Annotated in this window: 15 protein-coding genes; 8 read left to right on the top strand and 7 right to left on the bottom strand. The window is 71.4% G+C overall.

Annotated features, from left to right (window positions below; genetic code table 11):
- The first annotated feature begins 88 nt into the window (after positions 1-88).
- Complete coding sequence (locus C6361_RS32630) at positions 89-703, top strand: Uma2 family endonuclease (protein ID WP_107270081.1); 615 nt, start codon at positions 89-91, stop codon at positions 701-703.
- A gap of 29 nt (positions 704-732) precedes the next feature.
- Here the strand turns inward: C6361_RS32630 and C6361_RS32625 are convergent, their stop codons facing one another.
- Genes C6361_RS32625 through C6361_RS32610 form a run of 4 tightly spaced genes read right to left on the bottom strand, consistent with a single transcriptional unit; the run spans position 733 to position 6,100 of the window.
- Complete coding sequence (locus C6361_RS32625; RefSeq protein ID WP_107262600.1) at positions 733-1,962, bottom strand: hypothetical protein; 1,230 nt, start codon at positions 1,960-1,962, stop codon at positions 733-735.
- A 9-nt stretch (positions 1,963-1,971) separates the two neighbouring features.
- Entirely contained in the window at positions 1,972-2,469 is a 498-nt protein-coding gene (locus C6361_RS32620; protein WP_107270080.1) for a hypothetical protein, read from the bottom strand.
- Positions 2,466-4,184 carry a GTPase gene (locus tag C6361_RS32615; protein ID WP_107270079.1) on the bottom strand — a complete coding sequence of 573 codons (1,719 nt, stop codon included), beginning with the start codon at positions 4,182-4,184 and terminating at the stop codon, positions 2,466-2,468. Before C6361_RS32615 ends, C6361_RS32620 begins: the two co-directional genes overlap by 4 nt.
- Positions 4,181-6,100 carry an ABC transporter gene (locus C6361_RS32610; protein ID WP_369930837.1) on the bottom strand — a complete coding sequence of 640 codons (1,920 nt, stop codon included), beginning with the start codon at positions 6,098-6,100 and terminating at the stop codon, positions 4,181-4,183. The genes C6361_RS32615 and C6361_RS32610 overlap by 4 nt, the downstream gene beginning before the upstream one ends.
- A gap of 303 nt (positions 6,101-6,403) precedes the next feature.
- On the opposite strand from C6361_RS32610, the gene dnaK reads away from it, so the two are divergent.
- From dnaK to C6361_RS32575, 7 genes are all read left to right on the top strand, one after another.
- Positions 6,404-8,284 (top strand): molecular chaperone DnaK, encoded by a 1,881-nt coding sequence (gene dnaK, locus C6361_RS32605; RefSeq protein ID WP_107262603.1) that lies wholly within the window; start codon positions 6,404-6,406, stop codon positions 8,282-8,284.
- A 57-nt stretch (positions 8,285-8,341) separates the two neighbouring features.
- The gene (grpE, locus tag C6361_RS32600) at positions 8,342-9,298 is read left to right on the top strand and encodes a nucleotide exchange factor GrpE (protein WP_107262604.1); all 957 of its coding nucleotides are present in this window, start codon (positions 8,342-8,344) and stop codon (positions 9,296-9,298) included.
- A 140-nt stretch (positions 9,299-9,438) separates the two neighbouring features.
- A complete protein-coding gene (dnaJ, locus tag C6361_RS32595) occupies positions 9,439-10,626 on the top strand; it encodes a molecular chaperone DnaJ (RefSeq protein WP_107262605.1) in 1,188 nt (395 codons plus the stop codon).
- A gap of 84 nt (positions 10,627-10,710) precedes the next feature.
- Positions 10,711-11,103, top strand: a complete 393-nt coding sequence (locus C6361_RS32590) for a heat shock protein transcriptional repressor HspR (RefSeq protein ID WP_107264418.1) — start codon at positions 10,711-10,713, stop codon at positions 11,101-11,103.
- A 574-nt stretch (positions 11,104-11,677) separates the two neighbouring features.
- Positions 11,678-12,223 carry a DUF4360 domain-containing protein gene (locus C6361_RS32585; RefSeq protein WP_234359153.1) on the top strand — a complete coding sequence of 182 codons (546 nt, stop codon included), beginning with the start codon at positions 11,678-11,680 and terminating at the stop codon, positions 12,221-12,223.
- Between the two features lie 252 nt (positions 12,224-12,475).
- Complete coding sequence (locus tag C6361_RS32580; protein ID WP_107262607.1) at positions 12,476-13,120, top strand: DUF4360 domain-containing protein; 645 nt, start codon at positions 12,476-12,478, stop codon at positions 13,118-13,120.
- Positions 13,121-13,309: 189 nt separating this feature from the next.
- Complete coding sequence (locus tag C6361_RS32575; RefSeq protein WP_107262608.1) at positions 13,310-13,948, top strand: DUF4360 domain-containing protein; 639 nt, start codon at positions 13,310-13,312, stop codon at positions 13,946-13,948.
- A 354-nt stretch (positions 13,949-14,302) separates the two neighbouring features.
- Here the strand turns inward: C6361_RS32575 and C6361_RS32570 are convergent, their stop codons facing one another.
- From C6361_RS32570 to C6361_RS32560, 3 genes are all read right to left on the bottom strand, one after another.
- Positions 14,303-14,734, bottom strand: a complete 432-nt coding sequence (locus C6361_RS32570) for a hypothetical protein (RefSeq protein WP_107262609.1) — start codon at positions 14,732-14,734, stop codon at positions 14,303-14,305.
- Between the two features lie 198 nt (positions 14,735-14,932).
- The gene (locus C6361_RS32565; protein ID WP_107270078.1) at positions 14,933-16,138 is read right to left on the bottom strand and encodes a cation:proton antiporter; all 1,206 of its coding nucleotides are present in this window, start codon (positions 16,136-16,138) and stop codon (positions 14,933-14,935) included.
- A gap of 5 nt (positions 16,139-16,143) precedes the next feature.
- The gene (locus tag C6361_RS32560; RefSeq protein WP_107262611.1) at positions 16,144-16,644 is read right to left on the bottom strand and encodes a cation:proton antiporter regulatory subunit; all 501 of its coding nucleotides are present in this window, start codon (positions 16,642-16,644) and stop codon (positions 16,144-16,146) included.
- Between the last annotated feature and the right edge of the window lie 162 nt (positions 16,645-16,806).

Below are 16,806 nucleotides of genomic sequence, written 5' to 3'. Positions count from 1 at the left end.
CGGTGCTCTCCGTCAGCGTGGCGCCCGTGACCGCCCCACCCGTAGCCTTGACCTCGTGGCTTCCCCGACCGATCCCGGAGGTTCTCCGATGAGTGCCGCCCCGATCGCCCTCGACCGGCCCGGCCCGCACGGCTACACCACGGCAGACCTGCACGCCCTGCCCGATGACGGCCGGCGCTACGAGCTGATCGACGGGCGCCTCATCGTGTCCCCCTCGGCCACCATCGACCACAACACCGTCGCCCGGTGGATCGCAAACGTCCTGTGGGATTCCAACCCATCGGACGACTACGTGGTCGGCACCGACCAGTCGACCACTGTCGACGAGCACAACGAGCCCCGGCCGGACGTGGTGGTGACCCGGGCGGAGCACCTGCGGCGTACCCCGTTTCCGATCACCGACGCGCTGCTGGTCGTCGAGGTGGTGTCGCCGACCTCGGCGCTGCGGGACACCGAGACCAAGCGGGCCCTCTACGCCCGGGCCGGGGTCCCGGCGTACTGGATCGTGGTGCCGGAGGAGGAGAAGCCGACCATCTCCCTCGCCGAACTGGTGCTCGACCCCGGCAGCCGGAAATACCGCTACGTCACCCACTACACCACCGAGCCGTTCGCGACCGGGCACCCGTGGCCGCTCCGGGTGGACCTGCCCGCGCTGACCGCCCGCCGGGCGAAGCTGTTGCGCCGACCCGGCGGGGAGGACTGAGCGGGCGGGGAGGACTCGGCGGCGACTCGCTACACCGGGTCGTCGTCCAGGCGCTGCCGGTTCGCCTCGATCCAGGCGTCCAGCGCCGCCGGGTCGTTCGGGTCGACGCCGTCGGCGATGAGCTGGGCCACCGCCGCCGTCGCCGGGCTGCGCCGCTCCCCGGTGGTGTAGAGCCGGACGAACTCCGGCACCATCTCCTCGACCGAGGTGTCGGTCTGGGCCGCCGCCTCGGCCGGCAGTCCGCGCAGCCGGGCGGCGTACGCGGCCCAGCTCCGGACCACCCGGGGCAGCATCGCCGCGTCGTCCATGTCGAGTACCGCCCGCCGGTGCACCCAGTCGAGCAGGAAGAGACCGGCCACCGCCGGGCTCCACCGCAGCGGATCCGGGTCGGAGAAGCTCGCCGAGTGGTCGAGGACCAGGCTGAGGCAGAAGTGCAGTGAGGCGAGGTCGGCCTCGGGCACCTCGGGCAGCCCGAACCGGGCCGCCTCGGGCGAGGCGAGGAAGGCCCGGACCAGCCGGTCCCGCTCCGCCGAGGAGAGCGGCTCCGGCTCGTCGGGGAGGGCAGCGGTCGACGCCGCCCGGGGCAGCAACGCCAGCCGGGCACCGACCAGCGTCCGGTCGGTGGCCAGCGAACCCTCGTCGGGCAGGTCGCCCAGCTCGTCGGTGATGTCCAGGTGCCGGGCCACCTCGTCGCGCAGCCGGGCCGGATCCTCCTCGCGGAACCAGGTCAGCGCGTCGCCGGCACACATCTCCCGGACCTGTCCGAGGATCCTCTCGGCGGGGCCGCCGACGAAGACGTCCTTGGTGATCCCGATGTTGTGGTCGACCAGGGCCACCACGGCGTGCTCCGGGCCGCCCGACGCGGTGTCGTCGTAGGCGAAGGTGGCGAGGTAGGAGGTCTGGTCGCCGTACACGTCGCCGTAGGCGTAGCTGCCGGTCAGGCGTACCTTGCCGAGCTGGCCGGACCAGGACGGGGCCTGCGTTCCCGGCTTGACCGAGGCGGCACCGGCGGCGTCCGGCACCAGGGCCGCGAAGACGGTCCGGATCGTGGTCGCGGCGGCGGTACGCCGACGGGAGGTCGCGGAGAGGAAGTCGCCGACGAAGTCCCGGACGGCGTTGTTGCGGTCTTCCTCCGCGATCGCGTAGACGCTGCCCAGCAGGGCGGTGCCGAGCATTTCGGCGTCGAGCGCGCAGTCGAGCTTGGTCACGTCGCGGGCGGCATGCAGCACGGCTTCAAAGGGGGTCCGAGGCGAGGCCATGGATCGACCCTACGCCCGTCGGTGGCGGTCCAGCATCAGCAGCGCGCCGGGACCGAGCACGCCGAGCAGCAGCGTCCCCCGGCTGGCGAGCAGATCGGCACTGCTCAGCGTCCCGACGTGCCCCAGGTGGAAGACCAGGTGCACGGTACTGAAGATCAGCAGACCGGTCAGCACCACGGCGGTGACCCGCCGGTCGTCGAACCGGGCGGCGGCCAGCAGCATCACGCCGAGGGTCAGGAACGCCGCCCCCACGTCGGTCATCAGGTGCGAGTTGTACGGCGGGTAGCCGGCCGTCCAGGCCAGCCCGAAACCGGGGAAGTTGTCGAAGAACCAGCGCGGGGCCAGTACGGCCGGCACTCCCCAGGAGACGTGGAGTATGCCGAGCAGCGCCAGCCCGCCCCGGACCAGGACCGGCCGCCACCTGCCGAGGGTCGCCGACGCGCCGTCGTTCGTCGGGGCGCTCTCGTTCGTCGGAGCGCTGTCGTTCGTCGAGGTGCCGTCGGTCATCGGCGACGTGCCGACGCGACGGCCAGCGCGGACCGCGCCTCGGCGTACGCGCGCAGCACCTCGCGGACCGGGGTCACCACGTACCCCCGGGCGGCCTCGGCCACCGCGTCGTGCATCCGCCCCTCGGCCCGCCACCGGGCCCGCCGGGCCGCCCACCTGATCACCGGCTTGACCAGCAGGGAGAGCAGTGCACCGCAGAGCAGGCCGCCGAGCAGCGCGACGGTGGGCAGCGGCACCGCCCCGACCATCGGGTAGTCCAGTTCCGGCAGCCCGAGGGCGCGTACCGCGTAGCCGAAGAGCAGCCAACCCAGGCCGATGGCGGCGGCGACGGTCACCAGCCACTGCACGGCGTTGACCAGCCGCCACCAGACCGGCCGGCGGTCCATCCCGAGGTCGGTGGTGGCGACGGCCCGGTCGAGCGCGTCGGGCAGGTCGGCCAGCCGGGACCGGGACGCCGCGGTCACCGCCGCCGACCAGGGACCGGGCAGGGTCGCGGCAGCCCGGTCGGCGACCGCCCGGACGGCCAGCCCGACCGCGGAACGCTGCGCTGCGGTCGGCTCGGGTACCGAGGTCGCGGCCACCGGCGGGCGGTCGAGGCCGAGCAGTCCACCCGGCTCGGGTACCCGTTCCGGCTCGGCGGGTGCCTCGGCCAGGTGCAGCCGGCGGAGCGGGTCGGGGCGGAGCCGGCGCAGGCCCCGGGCCAGCGGCCAGCCGGTCGCCGCCACCGCCCGGTGCCGGTACGCCTGCTCGGTCGCCTCCGCCACCGCTGGTACGCCCGCCGCGCCGGCCAGCGCGTCGATCAGCCGCCGGATCGTCGGCCGGTCGACGTCGTCGTCGGCCCGTCCGGAGTCGACCAGATCGCCGAGCCCGTCGACGACCGTGTCGACGTCGCCGGAGAGCCGGCGCAGCGCGGCCTGCCGCTGTGCGACAGCCTGCTCCAGGGCGGCCCGCAGCGGTGCCGTACCGGCGTCGGTCAGCGCCGAGGTGGCGAGCACCGGCACCCCGTCGAGCTGGTCGGCGTCGACCAGTCGGCGCAGGTCGGCCAGCACCCGGGGCAGTTCGTCCGGGCCCAGCCGGTCGGCCTGGTTGAGCACCACCACGGTGACGTCCCGGTGCCGGTGGAACTCGCGCAGGTAGCTGCGGTGCAGTACCTTGTCGGCGTACTTCTGCGGGTCGACCACCCAGACGACGAGGTCGACCAGGCCGAGCAGCCGGTCCACCTCGGAGCGGTGCGACCACTCGACCGAGTCGAAGTCGGGCAGGTCGAGCAGGACCAGGCCGTGCAGGGCCGCCTCGTCGGCGCCGTCCAGCGCGCTCTCCCGGACGAACCGGTGCCGGGGCAGTACGCCGACCCAGTCGAGCAGCCGGGTCGCGTCGTCCAGCGGCCCCCAGACGCAGGCGTGGGTGACCCCGGTGGTCGGCCGGCGCACCCCGACCGGTGACATCTCGAACCGGGCCAGCGAGTTGAAGAGGCTGGACTTGCCGCTGCCGGTGGCACCGGCCAGCGCCACCACGGTGTGGTTCAGCGAGAGCGCCAGCCGGGTGCCGGCCCGCTCGATCAGGGTGTGCGCCGCGACCAGCCGTTCGTCGGGCAGGTGGCCGTCGACGGCGCCGAGGAACCGGTTGACCGCGTGCAGGCGTTCGACCAGCCGGTCCGGGTCGGCCCGCTGGTCGGGGCGGATCGCGTCCCGGACCCTGCCCAGGATGTCGGTCATCGGGTCGCCTCCGCTCCGGCCGTCTCGCCCGCGTCGCCCCGCGCGGCGTCGACCAGCCGGGCCGCCTCGCGGAGCTGGTCGCCGTGTGCGGCGTCGACACCGGCCGCCGCGGTGCGGGCCAGGTAGCGGGCCGCCTCCTCGTCGAAGAGTCGGTCGACCATACCGAGCAGGTCGGCCCGGGCCCGGGTGGCCAGGGTACGGATCGCCTGGTCGCCGAAGATCGCTTCGAGTACCTTCTGCGCGGCGACGGTGGTGCCGCCGGCCGCCGCCACCTCCAGGCCGGTCGGGATGAACGCGGTGGAGGCGAAGACCGCGATCATCACCGCCAGGCCGGTGGCGTTCACCGCGTACGCCGCGCTGCGGGCCACGAACCGCTTGTCGCCGCCCTGGGCGCGGACGAGTTCCAGTACGCCGCGCTGCCAGTCCCGGACCAGCCGCTCGGCGCGTTCGGGCAGGTCCTCGGCGGGCCGGGACAGCTCGGGGGTGAGCAGTGCCGCGCCGGCCGGGTGGGTCTGCCAGGCCGCGGCGGTCTGCTCGGCGGCCGTGGCGGCCGCCTCGCGCAGCAGGGTGACGAGCTGCGACTCGATCGCGCTGCGGAGCTGGGCGTTCGGGGCGGGTCGGCCGGTCAGCGCGGCGACGACCCGGTCGCGGAGCTGGCCGACCCGGGCCTCCAGGGTGCGGAAGAGTTCACCGGTACCGACGAACTCCTGCCAGCGGGCCAGCACCTCGCCCCGGAGCAGCCGGCCGTCCCGCAGCGCCTCCTCGACCGAGCGGCGGGCGCCCCGATAGCCGCTGCGGACCCGTTCGTCCAGCGCCTGTGCGGCGTTCGCCTGCTGGTCGGCGGCGGTGGCCAGGCTCTCGACGGCCGGGACCAGTGCGGCGACGGCGCCGTGCAGGGTCTGCCGGATCACCGCGGCCCGGGCCTCCGAGTCGGCGGCGAGCCGGCCGAACCAGGAGCGCAGCGGCTCGGTCAGCCGTCCGGGTAGCAGCCCCTGCCCGTCGACGACGGTCTCGGGGAGTACGAAGAGGGATGCGGCGCCGAGCTGGTGTTCGGCGAGCATCTCGGCCAGGTGCGCGGCCACCTCGTCGGTGGCGGCCGGTGGTACCCGGTCGAGGACCAGCGCGATCGCGGTGCCGCGCAGCCGCGCGGTGTGCAGCAGTTCCCAGGGCACCGCGTCGGCGTACCGGGCGGCGGTGGTGACGAAGAGCCAGAGGTCGGCGGCGGCGAGCAGTTGGGCCGCGAGCACCCGGTTGGCGTCCACCACCGAATCGATGTCGGGGGCGTCCAGGAAGGCCAGCCCGGCGGGGAGGGCCGGCGCGGTGACCAGGTGCAGGGTGTCCGGTTGGTCCCCGGGGGTGGTGGTCCGGGTCAGTCCGGGCAGCAGGTCGCCCTGGCGGAACCACGCCGAGTCGAGCGGGCTGCAGACGAGCACCGGGGAGCGGGTGGTCGGCCGGAGCACCCCGACGCTGCTGACCCGGGCCTGGACCAGGCTGTTGACCAGGGTCGACTTGCCGGCGCCGGTCGAGCCGCCGACGACCACCAGCAGCGGCGCGTCGAGCCGGGCGAGTCGCGGCAGCAGGTAGTCGGCGAGCTGGGCGCGCAGCGTCGAGCCGAGCTGTCGGGCCTCGTCCGCCCCGGGCAGTGTCAGCGGATAGGCGGTGACGTCGATCGCGGCCCGCAGCCGGGTGAGCGCCCAGCGCAGGTCGGACCCGTCCCCGGCCGGGGAGTCCGCTGCGGGGGCGGTCCCGGGCGGCACGGGGGCGGTCGGCAGCTCCTCGGTCGCAGCGGCCGGGTCGTCGGCCGGCGGGTGCCGTGGGGTGCTTTCCGCCGGCTCGCGATCCGCGTCGGCGATGGGGGTTTCCGGGCCGACCAGGGGCGTGCCGAGGCCGGTGGCCGGTTCGCCGTGGGTCGTCACGGGGTAAAGACTGCCCGATCCCTGCAACACAGACAACAGGCACGGTTGCTCGCGGATCAGCGCGGCGCCGGCCGTCGCTTTCCTCGCCGGGTGTCCGGATCCCCACGACCACTGTCGATGCGCCGACGGGTGGAGGGATTCGCAGTGGTGAGGGCCCTGGGGTGGGTTGCGTCGATGTGACTCAAGTCCGACTTTGCACGTACGGCGGATCGTGGCACTATTGAGTCCGGTCCACTCAACTTGCGGTGGGTGCAGTGCGGGCGGTGCCCGTCACCTGCCTTGTAACGAAGCGAGGAAGCGAAGATGGCACGTGCGGTCGGCATCGACCTCGGCACGACGAATTCCTGCGTCAGCGTTCTCGAAGGCGGTGAGCCCACCGTCATCGCGAACGCCGAGGGCTCGCGGACGACTCCTTCTATCGTCGCGTTCGCCCGCAACGGCGAGGTGCTCGTCGGTGAGGTCGCCAAGCGTCAGGCGGTGACCAACCCGGACCGGACCATCCGGTCGGTCAAGCGGGAGATGGGCACCAACTGGTCCGTCGACATCGACGGAAAGAAGTACACCTCACAGGAGATCTCCGCCCGGACGCTGATGAAGCTCAAGCGGGACGCCGAGGCGTACCTGGGCGAGCGGATCACCGACGCCGTGATCACGGTTCCGGCGTACTTCAGCGACGCCCAGCGGACCGCCACCAAGGAGGCCGGGGAGATCGCCGGCTTCAACGTGCTGCGGATCGTGAACGAGCCGACCGCGGCGGCGCTGGCGTACGGGCTGGACAAGGGCTCCAAGGAGCAGACCGTCCTGGTCTTCGACCTCGGTGGCGGCACCTTCGACGTGTCGCTGCTGGAGCTGGCCGAGGGGGTCATCGAGGTCAAGTCGACCAGCGGTGACAACCACCTCGGTGGCGACGACTGGGACGAGCGGATCATCGACCACCTGGTGAAGACCTTCCGTGGCCAGCACGGCGTCGACCTGTCCCAGGACAAGATGGCGATGCAGCGGCTGCGCGAGGCGGCCGAGAAGGCCAAGATCGAGCTTTCCGCCGCCACCACCACCAGCATCAACCTGCCGTACATCACCGCCGGCCCGGCGGGTGGCGACGGTGCCCCGTCGGCGCCGCTGCACCTCGACGTGACGCTGACCCGGGCGGAGTTCCAGCGGATGACGCAGGATCTGCTCGACCGCTGCAAGGGCCCGTTCGACCAGGCCATCAAGGACGCCGGGGTCAAGGTCTCCGACGTCGACCACGTGATCCTGGTCGGCGGCTCGACCCGGATGCCGGCCGTCTCCGAGCTGGTCAAGCAGCTCACCGGCCGCGAGCCCAACAAGGGCGTCAACCCGGACGAGGTCGTCGCGGTCGGTGCCGCGCTCCAGGCCGGTGTGCTCAAGGGCGAGGTCAAGGACGTCCTGCTGCTCGACGTGACCCCGCTGTCGCTGGGCATCGAGACCAAGGGCGGCATCTTCACCAAGCTGATCGAGCGCAACACGACCATCCCGACCAAGCGCTCCGAGGTCTTCACCACCGCCGACGACAACCAGCCGTCGGTGCTGATCCAGGTCTTCCAGGGCGAGCGGGACATCGCGGCGTACAACAAGAAGCTCGGCACCTTCGAGCTGACCGGCCTGCCGCCGGCGCCGCGCGGCGTACCGCAGATCGAGGTCACCTTCGACATCGACGCGAACGGCATCGTGCACGTCAACGCGAAGGACCTCGGCACCGGCAAGGAGCAGTCGATGACGATCACCGGCGGCTCGGCGCTGCCGAAGGACGACATCGAGCGGATGATGCGGGACGCCCAGGACCACGCCGACGAGGACAAGCGGCGCCGGGACGAGGCGGAGACCCGCAACCAGGCCGAGCAGCTCCAGTGGCAGACCGAGAAGTTCCTCGCCGAGAGCGGGGACAAGCTGCCGGCCGAGCCGCGCGACAAGATCAACGAGGCGCTCGGCGACCTGCGCTCCGCGCTCGGCGGCACCGACCTGGAGAACGTCAAGTCGGCGCACGAGAAGCTGCTCAAGGTCTCCCAGGAGGCCGGCTCGCTGCTCTACGCGCAGCAGCAGGCCGAGCAGCAGGGGCAGCCGGGTGCCGCCGGTGCCGGCCCGGAGGGCGGCCCGACCGGTGCCAAGGGCGGCGCCGACGACGTGGTGGACGCGGAGATCGTCGACGAGGACGACAAGAAGTGACGACGCGTTCGGTGCGTACCCGGGCTGGCCGTAAGCACAACGGATCGAGGTAATTGAATGACGGACAAGCCACGAGCCGCCGATCCGGAACCCACCGGGTCGGCGCCGGGTGGCTCCGCGACCGCCGACCCTGCCTCGGGCACGGCCGGCGAGGGCGTCGTCATCCGGAACAACCGGAAGATCAATCTGACCGACGAGCAGCCGGTCCCGGACGGTACGACCGACGGCACCAGGCTGGCGGCGAAGGACCCGAACCCGGATCCGGAGCCGCCGGGTGACGCCGAGCCGGTGGTGGCCGCCGGTGAGGTCGACGACACCGGTTCGAGCGGTGCCGCCGCCTCCGTGGACGACGCGAAGTCGGCCGAGGACGGGCCGGAGGTGATCGACGACGCGACGACCGAACGGGGCGGGGCGACCACCGACGACTCCGGTGACCCGACCTCCCCGGTGGTGGACGAGGACGAACTCGCCGAGGTGCTGGCGGAGGGACCGCCGTCCGGCACGGACGGGCCGGTGGTGGACGCCCCGGTCAAGCCGGTCACCGAGGCCGACGCCGACGGGCCCGGCCCGCTCGGCGCCGAGCTCGGGGCGCTCCGGGCGGAGCTGGACGAGCGGACCAGGGACCTCCAGCGGGTGACCGCGGAGTTCGCCAACTACCGCCGACGGATGGACCGGGAGCGGGCCAGGGACGCCGACCGGGCCACCCGGGTCGTACTCGCCGCGCTGCTGCCCGTCCTCGACGACCTGGACCGGGCCCGTGAGCACGGCGACCTGGTCGGGCCGTTCGGCACGGTGGCGGACCAGTTGATCGGGGCACTGGCCAAGTTCGGGCTGACCCCGTTCGGCGAGAAGGGCGACCCCTTCGACCCGAACCAGCACGAGGCGGTCGCGCACCAGACCTCGGCCGAGGTCACCGAGCCGACCTGTGTGGAGGTACTGCGCCGCGGCTACCAGGTCAACGACGCGCTGCTGCGGCCGGCGATGGTCGCGGTGGCCGACCCGGAGCCGGAGTGAGCGCTCCGGCGCCAGCGGAAACCGGGTCGAAGCGAGGTTGAGCCGGTGCGTCGCGGTCGAGGTGCCGTCCGTACGCCGTCCGTCGGACGGGGTGCGGGCGGCACCTCGACCGCGCCACAGGGGAAGGGGGTGGACGACCGATGAGTTCCAAAGACTGGCTGGAGAAGGACTTCTACGCCGTGCTGGGGGTGGCCAAGTCCGCCTCTCCTGACGAGATCAAGAAGGCGTACCGGAAGCTGGCCAGGGAATCGCACCCGGACCACAACCCGGGTGACGCCCAGGCCGAGGAGCGGTTCAAGGCCGTCTCCGAGGCGTACGACGTGCTCGCCGACGCGCGCAAGCGCAAGGAGTACGACGAGATGCGCTCGCTCTTCGGGTCGGGCGCGTTCCGCCGCAACGCCCGGACGGGCGGGCCCGGCGGTTATCCGTTCGACGTCTCGGACCTCTTCGGCGGGGCCGGCCAGCCGGGCGGCGCGGCCGGCGGTGACCGCCGGTTCGGCGGGGCGGGCTTCTCCGACCTGTTCAGTTCGATCTTCTCCGGCGGCGGTCCGACCCGGACCCGTGGCCCGGCCCGGGGCCGGGACGTGGAGGCCGAGGTCATGCTCGACTTCGGCGACGCGGTACGCGGGGTCACGGTGCCGCTGACGCTGCGCGCTCCCGGCGTCTGCGACACCTGCCACGGTGACGGCGCCAAGCCGGGGACGCTGCCCCAGACCTGCCCGCAGTGCCGGGGAGCCGGGGTCGTCACCCGCAACCAGGGTTCGTTCAGCTTCTCGGAGCCGTGCCGGGAGTGCCAGGGCGTCGGCACGATCGTCGAGGAGAAGTGCCCGGAGTGCCGGGGTACCGGTGGGGTGACCAAGTCCCGCACGCTCAACGTCCGGTTTCCGGCCGGGGTCGCGGACGGCCAGCGGATCCGGCTCGCCGGCCGGGGTGAGCCGGGTGACCGGGGCGGCCCGCCCGGCGACCTGTACGTCCTGGTCAAGGTCCGCTCCGACGACCTCTTCGGGCGCAGCGGCGACGACCTGACCCTGACCGTGCCGATCACCATCGCGGAGGCGGTGCTCGGGACGGACCTGCGGGTGCCCACCCTGGATTCGGCGGTGACCCTGCGGGTGCCGCCGGGCACCCCGAGCGGCCGTACGCTGCGCGCCCGGGGCCGGGGTGTGGTCCGGCGGGACGGCCAGGCCGGCGACCTGCTGGTGACGGTGGAGATCGTGGTCCCCGAGCAGCTCTCGCCGGAGGCGAGGAAGGCACTGGAGGAGTTCGCCGCGCAGACCCCGGCGGCGGCACGGGAACATCTCGACGCCCGGGTGCGTCGTTTCAACTGAGCTGTTGGCAACGCGGAGGTGATCAAGGTGGCCGAGGAGTACGTCGTCGTCTCGATCGAGCAGGCGTCCGACGCCAAGGTTCTGATGATCTCGGTCGCGGCCCGGATGGCCGGCATGCACCCGCAGACGCTGCGGCAGTACGACCGGATGGGGCTGGTGCAGCCCGGCCGCGCCCCGGGCGGCGGGCGCCGGTACAGCGTCCGCGACGTCGCGCTGCTCCGTGAGGTGCAGCGGCTCAGCCAGGACGACGGCGTCAACCTGGCCGGCATCAAGCGGATCATCGTGCTGGAGCAGATGGTCGACGAGCTCCAGCAGCGGATCGCGGGCCTACAGGCCGAGCTGGAGGCCGCCTACCGCCGGGTGGCCGAGCTGGAGGCGCTGGGCGGGCTGCCCCGCCGGGACCTGGTGCCGACCAACCGGCCCTCCACCGCGCTGGTCGTCTGGCGCCCCCGCCGCAGCGCCGACCCCTCGGCCTGATCCGAGGTCGGCCGGGGGCGCCGAACCGACCCGGGGGTGGCCGTTCCCGCATCACGGGACGTCGGGATACCCCCGTGGGGTGTCCGAAACCATTACCCTGGGTGTTTCGGGAACATTACGCCCGATTCTCGTAATCCATTAGCGAGAAGGCTCGGAAACCATTACCCCGAGCGCGCCGCCAGCCATCACCGTACATAGCGGTGACGTCGGAGTCCGGTGGTCTGTTGATCGCCGGATCTTTCCGTCGTACGCCCGGCAAAGGTCATGGAGCGTCTTGTCCGTCCCGTCCCCGCGAGTCGGGGTGGGCGGCGGGTCGCCGAACAGTGTCCCGGTGCCGCGCTATGACGCGGTCCTGCGGATGCCTGTGATCTGATCCGACGCAATTGATCAGCAGTTCTTGAAATGTCCTGGGTTACAAGATTGTTTTATTGACGGCCATCAATGTTATGACTATGGTGGGCTGCGGGCGCGACCGCATCGCGACGACCGGAAGGGAACTACCATGTCCAACGTGATGGCTGTCGGCGGCGTACTCGCGGCATTGTTTGCCTCGACGGTAGCTACCGAGCCTTTGGTGACTCCTGCCGAGAGGATCACCATCAGCGTGGAGACCGTCAACGGATCGGGCTGCCCGGCGGGGACGGCCGAGGTGAGCACCGCAGCCGACAACACGGCCTTCACGGTGAGCTACAGCGACTACTTCGTCCTGGCCGGTGCCGGGGCGAAGCCGACCGAGTTCAGGAAGAACTGCCAGCTCAACCTGCGGGTGAACATCCCACAGGGGCTCACCTTCGCGGTGGCCCAGGTGGACCTTCAGGGCTACGCGTACCTCCAGCGGGGGGCCAGCGGCTCGCAGCACTCGCACTACTACTGGATGGGCAGCTCGTCCACCGCGCAGACCAGCCACGAGTTCACCGGGCCGTACAACGGCGGCTGGCGTACCTCCGACCGGGCGGCTGCCCTGGTCTACGCACCCTGCGGCGAGGCGCGGAACCTCAACGTCAACACCGAGTTGCGGGTCGACGGTGGCAACGCGGACAACGGCACGAGCTTCATGGCGATGGACTCGAGCCGGGGCAGTGTGCGCAGCGTCTACCACCTCAGCTGGAAAGAGTGCTGATCGCGACGCCGTAAACGCGTCCCCTTACGGCGGTCTGTGGGGTTAGCGCGAATTAGGGCCCCTGGGTCGGCCGATGGAATTGAATGTCCATCGTGCTGACCCAGGGGCCCTCCGCGTTTTCCGCCGCAAGTCGCAGTACTACCACCTTTTCGGCCATTACTCATTCAACTTTAGGACATTGACGAACATCAATTAATAGCGTTAAAGTGTGGCTGCGCGCGCGACATTATCGCCACGATCGGGAGGGAACCCATGATCAGTGTGCTGGCCATTGGCAGTCTCGTTGCCTCGATGCTCGGCGGGATTGTCATCCCGACGGATCCGCCTGTGGAGCCTCCGGAAGAGCAGATCGTCATCGAGGTCATTACCATCAATGGCTCGGGTTGCCCGGCCGGGACCGCGGCCGTCGCGGTCGCCCCCGACAACACCGCCTTCACGGTGACCTACAGCGACTATCTCGCCCAGGTCGGCGTGGGGGCGCGGCCGACCGACGCCCGGAAGAACTGCCAGCTGGCTCTGCAGGTACACGTCCCGGAGGGCTTCACCTACGCCATTCTCCAGGCCGACTACCGCGGCTACGCCTACCTGGCCAACGGTGCGACCGCGGTGTCCCGGGCGAACTACTACTTCCAGGGCTCCTCGCCGACGACGTACAAGAACCACAACTTCAGCGGCCCGCTGGACGACAGTTGGCAGACCACCGACACCTCGGAACTCACCTCGGTGAGCTACGCGCCCTGCGGGGAGATGCGCTTCCTCAACATCAACACCGAACTGCGGGTGAACGTCGGGACGTCCAACCCGGCGACCACCACCAGCTTCATGGCGATGGACTCGACCGATGGTGGCATCAACACCATCTACCACTTCGCATGGAAGAAGTGCGAAGAGTCCTGACGTGATGCCTCCGGGTTGGGATGCGGGAATCTGCTCCGGCATCCCGGCCCTGGGGGCGGGGGCCCGCCCGGTCGGGGATTGTCCGGGCCGAGCGGGCACCGGCGAAGAGGGCCATCCGATCGATGGATGACGTTTGATACATCGCGCGGGCAACGGCTCGCGCGACGGTGACCGAAGGGAGCCCCGGAAATGTTGCACACATTAGTCATCGGCAGCCTGGCGGCGTCGTTAATGGGCCTGCCGGTACTCGCCGACCCCGTGCCGACCACGAATCCGCCGGCCGAGCGCATCACCATCGAGGTCAAGACGGTCAACGGGTCGGGCTGCCGGCTCGGGACGGCGGCGGTCGCCGCGGCGCCGGACAACACCGCCTTCACGGTGACCTACAGCGACTACCTCGCCCAGGCCGGCGCGGGTGCCGCACCGACCGACTTCCGGAAGAACTGCCAACTGGTCCTCCAGGTGAACGTCCCGGGCGGCTTCACGTACGCGATCCGGCAGGCCGACTACCGCGGCTTCGCCCACCTCGAACGCGGCGCCAGCGGCATGCAACGGGCGAGCTACTACATCCAGGGGACGTCGCCGACGGCGACCGAGACGCACAACATCCCCGGTCCGCTCAGTGACAACTGGCAGACCACCGACGTCACGGACATGGCCGAACTGGTCTACGCCCCGTGCGGCGAGGTCCGGCTGCTGAACATCAACACCGAGCTGCGGGTGAACCGCGGTACGTCGGACCCGAAGACCACCAGCTTCATGATGATGGACTCGACCGACAGCAGCGTCAGCACGACGTACCACTTCAACTGGATGCGGTGCGACTAGTCCTCGCCGGGAACGGGTCCCGGTGGGCACGAGGCAGGGCGACATCCACACGCACCGGTACGGCAACCGCCGACCGGCGTCGTGACGCTTCAAGCGAAGAACTCCGCTGGCGCTCGTCGAGAGGTGCTTCGAGCGCCAGCTCTTCCTGTCCCGGCCGGCACAGCGAACCCCGATGGTCCGCCCGGCCCGCTGCCCGGTTCCGGCCCGCCGGACCGGTGAGATCAGTAACCTGGCTGATGGCGCGAGTTCCGCGGTCGCGGTCCTCCGGTACGCAGGTCAGGTCCCGTGCTCCGCGCCGGCACCAGCTGGTGGTCCGGGGTCCACGGGGGGTCCCGGCCCACCGCTCGCCCGGGCTCAGCTCAACCGGCGCCCCTGCCGCACCAGGCCGCCCTCGCACCAGTCGCGGTAGTCGAACAGCTCCGGCCTCGCCTGGAGCATCCGGGTGTTGTGCGCCCAGATGACCATCGGCTCGTCACCGACCCGCTCGGCCTGCTCGACCAGCTTCCGCAACCGCCGCTTCGGGTGCGCCTGGAACTTGGTCCGGATGCCGTCCGCGGCGTAGATGTAGAGGCAGTGCAGCGCGAAGCGGCGGGCCGGACAGGACGGGTCCATCGCCAGATCGAAGAGGGTGCCGATCAGCCGGTCTCCCGAGACCAGCAGGTCCCAGTCCTTCGGCATCGTGTGCAACGGCACCGAGTCCGGCTCGTAGGCCCAGGCCCGAAGCTCGGCGGGGGACGGGTCCACCGGGTTGGCAAAGCCCCGGAACGCGGAGTCCTGCACGCTCAACGGGCCGCCTTTCCGCTCGCGCGGCTGCCGGCACGCCGGCACCGCGGGTACCTGTGGCTACTGCGGCGACACGGTAACGCGCTGTTGCCAACCTGCGAAAGGGTCGCCACGTGCTATTTCATCAACCCGTTACGCGTTGGTGGAACCGGCCGAACGGTGATCCCGGTATGTGGGGCGCGACACCCGCCGCGCCCCGACTCACTCCGTCGCCGGAGCCGGTGCCGGGCTACCGGGGGCGGCCCGGCGGCGCAGCCACCGCTTGAACCAGGCGAAGTCGGGCAGCCGGGCCAACATCGGGCCGGTCACCACGGTGATCAGCACGTACGCGGTGGCCAGCGGGCCGAGTTGCGGATTGACCACGCTGGTGGCGACGGCCAGCCCGGCGATGACGATGGAGAACTCGCCGCGCGGTGCCAGGGCCAGCCCGGCCCGCCACCGACCCGGCAGCCCGATGCCGACCCGTTTCGCCGCCACGTAACCGGTCAGCACCTTGGTGGCCATGGTGACCACGGCCAGGGCCAGCGCCGGCAGCAGCACCGGCGGGATCGCCCGGGGATCGGTGTTCAGCCCGAAGAAGACGAAGAAGACGGCGGCGAAGAGGTCCCGCAGCGGCGAGAGCAGCTCGGTCGCGTTGTGTGCCACCGGCCCGGAGAGGGCGATGCCGACCAGGAACGCGCCGACCGCCGCCGACACCTGGAGGCCGGCCGCGATGCCGGCGACCAGCAGGGTCAGCCCGAGTACGCCGAGCAGCAGCGCCTCCGGGTCCCGGGCGGAGAGCATCCGGGAGATGAAGTGGCCGTACCGGATCGCCACCACCAGCACCACGACCACGGTGAAGACCGCGACGGCCAGCGCGATACCGCCGCCGAGCAGGCTCTGGCCGCTGAGGATCGCGGTGACCAGCGGCAGGTAGAGCGCCATCGCGAGGTCCTCGATGACCAGCACCGACAGGATGACCGGAGTTTCCCGGTTACCGACCCGGCCGAGGTCGGCCAGCACCTTGGCGATGACGCCGGACGAGGAGACCCAGGTGACCCCGGCCAGCACGATCGCGCCGATCCAGCCCCAGCCGAGCAGCAGCCCGAAGGCCGCACCGGGCAGCGCGTTGAGCAGGCCGTCGATCAGTCCGGCCGGAGCGGCGGCGCGCAGATTGCCGACGAGTTCGTCGGCGGAGTACTCCAGGCCCAGCATGACCAGCAGCAGGATCACGCCGATCTCGGCGCCGACCTCGAAGAACTCCTCGCTGGCCGAGAGTGGCACCAGCCCGCCGTGCCCGAAGGCGAGCCCGGCGAGCAGATAGAGCGGGATCGGCGAGAGCCCGATCCGCCGGCTGAGCCGGCTGAGCAGTCCCAGGGCGAGCAGCAGCGCGCCCACTTCGATGAGCAGGACTGTGGTGTGGTGCATACGCCTCAGCCGTCCGGGTCGGTCTCGGCGAGGATCGCGGTGACACCGTCCAGTCCCTGGCGGGTGCCAACCACGACCACCACATCGCCGGCCTCGAACCGGAAGGTCGGATCGGGTGAGGCGATCACCTCGCGCTCCCGCAGGACCGCGACGATGGATGCGCCGGTACGGGTGCGGGTCTGCGTGTCGCCCAGCCGCCGGCCGACGTACCGCGAGCCGGCCGGGATGGCGATCTGCTCGGTGAGCAGCCCGGCGGCCTGCTGGCGCAGCCCGGAGAGCTGGCCGAGCATCAGGGAGGCGCCGAGAATGTCGGCCAGCGCCTCCGCCTCGTCGTCGGTGAGCGGGACGTCGGCGGTGCAGGAGTCCGGATCGTCCGGGTCGTAGAGCACCAGATCGCGTCGGCCGTTGCGGTGTGTGACCACACCGAGCCGGCGTCCGGAGGCGGTGACCACGTCGTGACGTACGCCGATCCCGGGCAACGCCGTCTGCTCAACACGTACTCGCACGTAACCAACCGTACCGGTTGTCGATCGAGGGCCGGTAGCGGCGTCGGGGGTGGTCGGACGGTGTGCTGGTGGCGGCGGTGACGCCGACCGACCGGCGAGTGAGTGTGACTGATGTCACGGCGATAGAGTTGAGTGGAATAGACTCAACTCTGGTTGTGTCGT

The sequence above is a fragment of the Plantactinospora sp. BC1 genome, assembly GCF_003030345.1.
Taxonomy (GTDB): domain Bacteria; phylum Actinomycetota; class Actinomycetes; order Mycobacteriales; family Micromonosporaceae; genus Plantactinospora.
Note: the sequence above shows the minus strand (reverse complement) of the source record. Positions and strands in the feature narration are given on the sequence as shown.